Annotated in this window: 8 protein-coding genes and 1 pseudogene; 2 read left to right on the forward strand and 7 right to left on the reverse strand. The window is 66.0% G+C overall.

The window, feature by feature from the left end; translation table 11 throughout:
- Positions 1–160: 160 nt before the first annotated feature.
- The 7 genes and pseudogenes from AC32QD_RS13580 to AC32QD_RS13610 all read right to left on the reverse strand — a co-directional run bounded on the left by AC32QD_RS13580 (position 161) and on the right by AC32QD_RS13610 (position 6,755).
- Complete coding sequence (locus tag AC32QD_RS13580; RefSeq protein WP_492011042.1) at positions 161–2,815, reverse strand: ABC transporter permease; 2,655 nt, start codon at positions 2,813–2,815, stop codon at positions 161–163.
- Complete coding sequence (locus tag AC32QD_RS13585; protein ID WP_492011043.1) at positions 2,812–3,498, reverse strand: ABC transporter ATP-binding protein; 687 nt, start codon at positions 3,496–3,498, stop codon at positions 2,812–2,814. Before AC32QD_RS13585 ends, AC32QD_RS13580 begins: the two co-directional genes overlap by 4 nt.
- The gene (locus tag AC32QD_RS13590; protein ID WP_492011044.1) at positions 3,476–4,129 is read right to left on the reverse strand and encodes an ABC transporter ATP-binding protein; all 654 of its coding nucleotides are present in this window, start codon (positions 4,127–4,129) and stop codon (positions 3,476–3,478) included. The genes AC32QD_RS13585 and AC32QD_RS13590 overlap by 23 nt, the downstream gene beginning before the upstream one ends.
- A 1-nt stretch (position 4,130) precedes the next feature.
- Positions 4,131–4,853 carry a hypothetical protein gene (locus AC32QD_RS13595; RefSeq protein ID WP_492011045.1) on the reverse strand — a complete coding sequence of 241 codons (723 nt, stop codon included), beginning with the start codon at positions 4,851–4,853 and terminating at the stop codon, positions 4,131–4,133.
- A complete protein-coding gene (locus tag AC32QD_RS13600; protein ID WP_492011046.1) occupies positions 4,850–5,212 on the reverse strand; it encodes a PepSY domain-containing protein in 363 nt (120 codons plus the stop codon). Before AC32QD_RS13600 ends, AC32QD_RS13595 begins: the two co-directional genes overlap by 4 nt.
- Positions 5,213–5,401: 189 nt before the next feature.
- A pseudogene (locus AC32QD_RS13605) lies at positions 5,402–5,727 on the reverse strand (transposase); the annotation flags it as partial.
- 116 nt (positions 5,728–5,843) lie between these two features.
- On the reverse strand, positions 5,844–6,755 hold the full coding sequence (locus tag AC32QD_RS13610; RefSeq protein WP_492011047.1) for a LysR family transcriptional regulator: 912 nt from the start codon (positions 6,753–6,755) through the stop codon (positions 5,844–5,846).
- Between the two features lie 132 nt (positions 6,756–6,887).
- Here AC32QD_RS13610 and AC32QD_RS13615 point away from each other — a divergent pair, with 132 nt between their 5' ends.
- Together AC32QD_RS13615 and AC32QD_RS13620 are read left to right on the forward strand one after the other, a co-directional pair.
- On the forward strand, positions 6,888–7,283 hold the full coding sequence (locus AC32QD_RS13615; protein WP_492011048.1) for a (R)-mandelonitrile lyase: 396 nt from the start codon (positions 6,888–6,890) through the stop codon (positions 7,281–7,283).
- Between the two features lie 31 nt (positions 7,284–7,314).
- The coding region (locus tag AC32QD_RS13620) for a tautomerase family protein (RefSeq protein WP_492011049.1) at positions 7,315–7,494 on the forward strand (180 nt) is incomplete at its 3' end.

Here is a 7,494-nt window from a genome sequence, read left to right on the forward strand (position 1 = left end):
AAAGGTCGCACGGACCCCGGACCAAAGACGGGGTGAGGTCCAGAGACATTCGATCGGTGCCAGCGAACAGGCTGCCACAGCGGGGAGCAGGTCGCTCAGGCTGGATTGCGAGCACGTCGCTTTGCTCCCCAATGCCGGACCGCATGTTGTTCTGCCCTCCCTATTGCAATTCCCGAAGTCGCTCGACCGGAGAGACGCGCGCCCCGCGTTCCGCATTCAACACCGCAGCACTGATCGAGACGAGCGCGGCGAGCGCGATGCCGACCACGTAGAGCCAGGGCGTTGTCAGATGCTGTGGCGGCGGGTCAAAGACCCCCCGCAGGAGCTTCACCAGCATCCAGGCGATGCCGAAGCCGCCTGCAAGGCCGATCACACCTCCGACACCGAAGATCAGCAGGCCCTCGCTCCACAGAAAGGCACTGAGCTGCCGCCGCTTCGCCCCGAGCGCCTCGAGGACGGCGAAGCTGCGCCGACGATCTGCCAGGCCGAGGGCGAACACGAGCCCGGTCGCCGCGGCGACCATGACCACAGCGAACGCGAGTTCGATTCCGGTGAGGCCCGCCAGATCCACGGCCGTCAGACTCGACCCGATGAGGCTTTGTGCTGATCCGATATCGCGCACCTTCGCGCCTGGAAGCGCGCTAACGACCTTTCGCGCCCGGGCGGCGACCGATGCCGGGTCGCCGTTCGTGCGCATCAGGACAGTTTCCGCCCCGCGCGTCTTCGTGACCTTGGAGAGGTAGGCGGCGTTCGCGACGAGGAACGAGTCCTTCGGTGCGGTCGGGAACTCGCGCACAACGCCCACGAAATGGAACGGGATCGCATGATACTGATGGTCTGGCAGTTGCAGCCGCAAATTGATTCGATCTCCCAGTGCGAGCTGGTAGTCGTTGACGGTCTCCTGCGAGACCAGCACGCCGTCGGGCGTCCTGGCGAGCGCGGCCATCGTCGCCTTGGCGTTGCCGTTGGCGAAATAGGCACTTGACAGGTCGGTCGCCTTGCCGAACGTGGCCGGGTCGATGCCGTAGATGTCCTGGAGATCTGCCCCGACATAGGCGAACCGATGCTGCAGCGGTTCGGCCGCGACGACCCCCGGCAGTGCGGCGAGCTTGTGCAGCACCTTTGAGGCGGGGGCGGCAGTCGTCCCGGTAACTGTCACGTCTGCGCCGTTGGTGAGGGCCGCATCGACTTTGGCCTGCGCATCGTAGGTGGCGTTGAAGACGGCGGTCGATGTCGCGAACGCGATTGCCAATGCCGTCAGCGCGATCCCGACCGTCATGCGGCGGCGCTGCCGGGACATCGTCGCTGCCACGACGTGCGACAACGACCCGGAAACCGGCTGGAGCAGAGTGCCGAGCGCGCGACGTCCGCGCCGCAGCGCGCCATTGGTCAGACGGACCACGAGGAGTCCGCAGCCGATCCAAATCAGCAACGGCGCGAGGAATGCCGTGTAGTCGACGGATGCGGCGGCCACGCCTTCGGGCGCAAGAACCACCCGATATCCCGAACTCGCGGTCTTCCAGAACACCAGTATGGCGATGATGATGAGAACCAGGTCGAGGTAGGCGCGGCGCCACAACGCGGGCGGTTCGATGCCCACCTCCATGCGGGCCGCGGCGACGGTGGCCTGCCGTGCCTCGCTCCAGGCCGGCAGCAGAACGGCGCCCGTCGCCAAAGCGAAACCGAACAGGCCGGCGGCCACCAGCCACGGCCAGGCACCCGGAGCAGTCACGCCCGCCCCCAGGGCGAGCCACGAGGCGAGCGCCGACAGCGCCAGTCCGCCGAGCGTGCCGCCAAAGCCGATCGCGGTCGCCTCGATCGCGGCCATGCCGAGGACGCCTTTGAGCGAGGCCCCGCGCAACCTCAGCAGCGACTGCTCGCGCCGGCGGCGATGCGCTCCGGAGCGAACGACGGCAATCGTGAGCAGCGCGGCGAGCGCTGCCCCGGGCGCACCGAGGAACAGGAACAGGACGCGGGCATAAAGTGCGTCTCCGCGCGTGGCATCGAGGCGTGCGGCGAGATTGTTGGCGAGCACGGCCTGACCGGCCACCCGGGCCTCGAGATTGTGGCCGGCCTGCACTGCTGCCGTGTACGCGGCTGCGGGATTGCTCGGCAGCGTCGTACGATCGATCAGGATGTGCAGCTGCTGGTGCACGCTGTGCGGACGGACCTTCTGTTGCGGCCTGAAAATCTGCTGCCATTGCGGCGTGGGGAGGAGAAGCACGTTGTCCGGCGGCGCTTGTGGCGCGGCGCCCTTCGGCACACCGATCGCCTGGAACATCGAATCGGCATTCGGTAAGTCGACAACGCCCGCGACTCTCACCCGCGCGTCCGGCAGACCAGGCCGATGAATGATGACAGTGTCGCCGAGCGTCACATGCAGGTTGGCCGCCGTCTGCTGAGCGATCAGGACGCCACTGTGCTGGCCGAGCAGATAGCGGATCTGGCCTGGGAAAGCCGCTGCGTATGTCGGGTCGATCCCGAGCACCTTGCCTGGACCGGTGGTCTGCACCGTCCCTCCAGTGGTTGCCTGGAAGCCATCGACCGACGCGTAATGAACATCCTGAACCTTGGAGAGCACGGCGGATCTCGTGGCGGCATCGCGGACAGCCTGCATCGAGGCGCCCGGTGCGAGCTGCACCTGCCAGTCGACCGGCACAGTCCGGAGGGCGCGAGCCGTCATCGTTGCCTGGCTCGTCTGCATGAAGATACCCAGCGCGGCGATCAGTGCCACCAGCGCGGCAATCCCTGCAACGGCCCCGAGCAGGCGCCCGGCGCGGACCCGCATCAGGCCGGCAATCCAATGTCCGATCATCGCGCGGCTCCGCTTGTCGGGCACAACCGGCCATGGTCCATGTGCCAGACTTGGTCCATCTGTTTGGCGACCGTCGGGTCGTGCGTGGCGACGACGAGAGCCGTCCGGGACACGGCGAGCCATGAGAGAAGCGAATCGATCAGCTGGTGCCCCGTCGCCCGGTCAAGCTGCCCCGTGGGCTCGTCCGCGAGCAGCAACTTCGGGCATTGCGCCATCGCACGCGCGACCGCAATGCGCTGCGCGCGTCCGCCTGACAGTTCCTCGGGAAGCCTGGCTGCGACATCGCCGAGTTCGAGCCGGTCGAGTGCTTCCATCGCAGTCGCGCGCGCACGCGCGCCCTTGCCGCCCAGGATCAGTGGCAGTTCGACGTTTTCGATCGCGTTCAGCGCCGGCATCAGGCTGGGCGATTGGAAAACGATCGCGACCTTTCCCGGGCGCAAAGTTTCCTGGCGTCCCAGAGCGGGCCAGCGAACTTCGCCCGATGTCGGGTGAACAAGGCCGGCCATGAGGTGGAGAAGCGTGGATTTGCCGCTACCGGAAGCGCCGATCAGAGCGATGCGGTCGCCCGGCTTCACGTGGCAGGTCGTGGCGGCGAGCGCCGCAATTTTCTTGCCACCTCGTTCGTAGACTCGGGCGGCGGCGCGGGTCTCCACGAGCGCGTCAGTCTGGGACGACTCGACCATCCGAAATCCGCACGAGCCGGGTTGCCCGGTCGGCGACGGCCGGGCTGTGGGTTGCGACAAGGATTGCACAGCCATTGTCCTTTCTTTCGCTCAGGAAATTGAGGATTTTGTTCTCGGTCTCCGCATCGACTTCTGCGGTGGGTTCGTCGCAGAGCAAAATGTCGGGATCGGCCGCGAGCGCGACCGCCAAGCCCGCCCGCGCGGCTTCGCCGCCGGACAGCTGCGATGGCAGTGCCTCCCCCAGATCGGTGAGTCCGAGACGCTCCAGCAGGGGCTCGGCGCTGCAGTTGCCCGCAATCCAGCGCTGCATGCCGATGTTGGATGCGACGCTCAGGTGGTCGAACAGATTGCCCGACTGCATGAGGATGCCGATGTGGCGGCTGCGAAGGCGCGCGCGCTTCGTCTCGGGCCGGCGTGACAGGCGCTCGCCCATGATATCGACGTGACCACCGTCGGGTTCGTCCAGCCCGGCGAGGCAAGCCAGAAGCGTCGACTTGCCGCTGCCGGACGGTCCCATCAACGCGACGAGCTCGCCGGCTGCCACGCTGATCGAGAGGCCGCGCAGTGCCGCTGTTTCCTCGTCACCGACATGGTAGAAGCGGTAGAGTTCATGCGCTCTGATCGGGCACATGTCACTGCCACTGGAATGAGTTCGACATCAGGCGCCAGGCATCGACGTTGTCCGCGCCGGCCGGGGCCGACATGTCGAGCGTCACAAGCTTTCCGTTGTGGAACATCAGGTAGCGATTGTGCTCGAGCCGGATCTGCCGGTTGGTCACCGGGTTCGGCTCCGAGTTCGCCCTGTACGCGATCAGCACAGCGGGGCCAGATTTCAGCCTGACGTTCTTGATCGCCTTGATATCGACTGCGCGTCCGGACTTCTGGAGCTCCGCCGCTCGCTGCGATTTCACCGATGCCGCCGTCGGCGCTTGGTCCGCTTTTGCGACACGGAGGTCGATCGTGTTGTACTTGTCAGAGAACTGGACGCCGTTTCCGGTCGATCGACGCGCCCAGCCTTCGGGCACCTTCATGCTGTAGCCTTGCGGCGCGGAGTAGCGAACGAATACTTGCTGGTCCGGAATATCGCCCGGTGGGTTCATTTCGGGCGCGACCGCCGTTTCGCCCGCCATCGCCGGAAGAACCGAAGCCGGAAGGGTGGCACCTGCGATTGCCGTGGCCAACGAGGCGACGACGATTGCAGTGGTCGGCCTATACGTCATGTTGTCCTCATAGGGTCGATCCTGCGGATGGCTCGCCGGACCGATATCGGCCCGGCGAAGTGCGAGTGGACGCGCAGCGGGGCCATGGCGCTTGATCGAGATCGCAAACGGCCACGCGGACGCAGCGCGGTTCAATCCTCGCTGCTTTCGCTCTCGATTCCGGTCTCGGAACCGCTTCGGTCTTCCTGATCGTTCGACACGATCTTGACGACCTTTCCGGTCTGCGGGTCGACCGGAGCTTTCTGCGTCTGGTTGTCTTTCGCCAGTTGGACTTCCAGGAACACAGTGCCGTTCTGGTCCTCGATGCCGCTGCCCACAGCGGTGCCGCCGGTCTGATGTTCGGCCGCCGTGATCGCCTGCGCCATTGTCACCTTTGCGTTCGCAATCACCGCGGCGTCGTTGGTCTGCTGCTGCTCTGCGCCCGCCGCGCCGGCCGCCACGACCAGTGGCATTGCAAATCCTGCCGCGGCCAGAACGAGACGTTTGCTCTTCATGAATCTCTCCTCTTTCCTCTCCGGGACAGCGCAGCGGCGCGTCGCTGCGGTTGAGAGTTATGCCGCCCGCATCACGTCATCTTGGCCGAAGGCTTACGGATGCCTAAGGTGAGTGCCGGTGACCTGCTCCCGTGTTTGTCCTCGATCGTAAGTCACGTCTGTTACGGGTTTGGTCCATTTCTGACCGGTTTGAGTCCTCCCGCGGGTCTCGGTGATTGCCCAACTCACGGCAGATCTCCTGGACCTGGGCCTGAGAAGTCTTTTCCGAGCCTCTCGCGCAGCGTCGAGACATCCAGCATCGACTCGGCCAGGAGCTTCTTCAGCCTGGCATTCTCCTCAGGCGCCTTCAGCCGCCTGGCGTTGGAGACTTCCCTCCCGCCATGCTACGAGCGCCATTTGTAGAAGGTCGGCTCGCTCACGCAGTGCTTCCGGCAGGGCTCCGTCGCGCTCATCCCGGCCCGGCGCTCCCTCAAGTTGCCGAAGATCCGCTCTTCGCTGAACCTGCTGCGCTTCATCGTCCGTCTCCTCTGTCGAGGAACAGACCAACCTCGGAACAACGAGGTTTCGGGGGAGCAGGTCACCTGAATCCCGCGGCACGCGACGCTCGCCAAGCGCAAGCTCCGCACGAACGCTAATTCCGTGTGCCCGCGGGACCGCGATAGCGCAGGGCGTCGACGAGCAGCGAGAAGGCAGGGGCCGGCTGGCGGCGACTCGGGTAATACAGGTGATAGCCCGAGAAGGGCTCGCACCAGTCCTCGAGGACGCGCACGAGGCGGCCGCTGTCGAGGTGCGCCCGCACCTCGGCCTCGGGCACATAGGCCAGGCCGAGGCCGGACAGTGCGCCCTTGAGCAGAAGCGCCACGCTGTTGAACACGAGCTGGCCGTCGACGCGGACGCGCAGCTCTCGGCCGCGCTTTTCGAACTCCCAGGCATAGAGGCCCCCATGGGTGGGCAGGCGCAGGTTGATGCAGCGGTGCCCGGTGAGATCCTGTGGTATGCGCGGCCTCGTCCTTGCCTCGAAGTACTCCGGTGCTCCGACCACGGCCATGCGCATTTCCGGGCCGATCGGCACGGCGATCATGTCCTTGTCGACGATCTCGACATTGCGCACGCCTGCGTCATAGCGCTCGGCGACGATGTCGGTCAGCCCGAAGTCGACGACGACCTCGACCTTGATGTCCGGATATTTCGGCAGGAAACGTTCGAGCGCGGGCCACAGCACCATGTTCGCGGCATGCTCGTCCGCGGTGATGCGGATCGTGCCGGCCGGCTTGTCGCGCAGCTCGCTCAAGGCAGATAGCTCGGCATCGATCTCGTCGAGCCGGGGCCCAAGCATGCGCGCAAGCCGCTCGCCCGCTTCCGTGGTCGCGACGCTGCGGGTCGTCCTTGTGAGCAGGCGCAGGCCGAGACGGGTTTCGAGGTTGCGCACGGTCTGGCTCAGGGCCGATTGCGACACGCCCAGTTTCGCCGCCGCGTTGGTGAAGCTGCGCTCCCGCGCGACGGCAAGGAAGGCCGCCAGGTCGTTCAGGCTCTCACTCGGCATTCATAAGCCACCCTAATAAGTTTGTGCAGATAATACCGTCTAATCAGGCTGCCGCAACAGCACTAGGTTCTGCCTCGAAGGCGCTGACGAAGGCGCCGGCAGCCAAGCATCCGAAAGGCAAGGAGGCCTAAGATGGACATCAAGCGCAGCGGCTCGCAGCCCTCGGGCAAGGGCCCCGAAGAGTATTTCACCGGCACGGTCCGCATCGACCCGCTCATGAGCCCGCCCGGGCCGGCGCGCGTCGCCGGGGCCAGCGTCACCTTCGAGCCGGGCGCACGCACGGCATGGCACACGCACCCGCTCGGCCAGACGCTGATCGTCACGGCAGGGTGTGGCAGGGTGCAACGCGAAGGCGGCCCGATCGAGGAAATCCGCCCCGGCGACGTGGTCTGGTTCGAGCCGGGCGAGAAGCACTGGCACGGCGCGACGCCGACCACGGCCATGACCCACATCGCCATCCAGGAAAAGCAGGATGGCTCCCCCGTCGACTGGCTGGAGCACGTCACGGACGAGCAATACGCGGGCTGACGCCTGCCGCCGGGAATGGATGGAGCGAACAATGCCGCACGTCGTCGTCAAGTTGTGGCCGGGCAAGAGCGAGGAGCAGAAGACCCGGCTTGCCCAGGCAATCACCCGGGATGTCATGGACATCCTGGGCCACGGCGAGGGCTCCGTCTCGGTCTCCATGCAAGAGGTCGATCCGGGCGACTGGGCCGAGCAGGTCTACAGGCCCGACATC

Source organism: Thermohalobaculum sp., from assembly GCF_058622915.1.

Excerpts from the sequence above, each read along its gene's own strand:
- AC32QD_RS13610 (WP_492011047.1), bottom strand. The coding sequence starts at position 6,755 with ATGCCGAGTGAGAGCCTGAACGACCTGGCGGCCTTCCTTGCCGTCGCG.
- AC32QD_RS13600 (WP_492011046.1), bottom strand. The coding sequence starts at position 5,212 with ATGAAGAGCAAACGTCTCGTTCTGGCCGCGGCAGGATTTGCAATGCCA.
- AC32QD_RS13615 (WP_492011048.1), top strand. The coding sequence starts at position 6,888 with ATGGACATCAAGCGCAGCGGCTCGCAGCCCTCGGGCAAGGGCCCCGAA.
- AC32QD_RS13580 (WP_492011042.1), bottom strand. The coding sequence starts at position 2,815 with ATGATCGGACATTGGATTGCCGGCCTGATGCGGGTCCGCGCCGGGCGC.
- AC32QD_RS13585 (WP_492011043.1), bottom strand. The coding sequence starts at position 3,498 with ATGGTCGAGTCGTCCCAGACTGACGCGCTCGTGGAGACCCGCGCCGCC.
- AC32QD_RS13590 (WP_492011044.1), bottom strand. The coding sequence starts at position 4,129 with ATGTGCCCGATCAGAGCGCATGAACTCTACCGCTTCTACCATGTCGGT.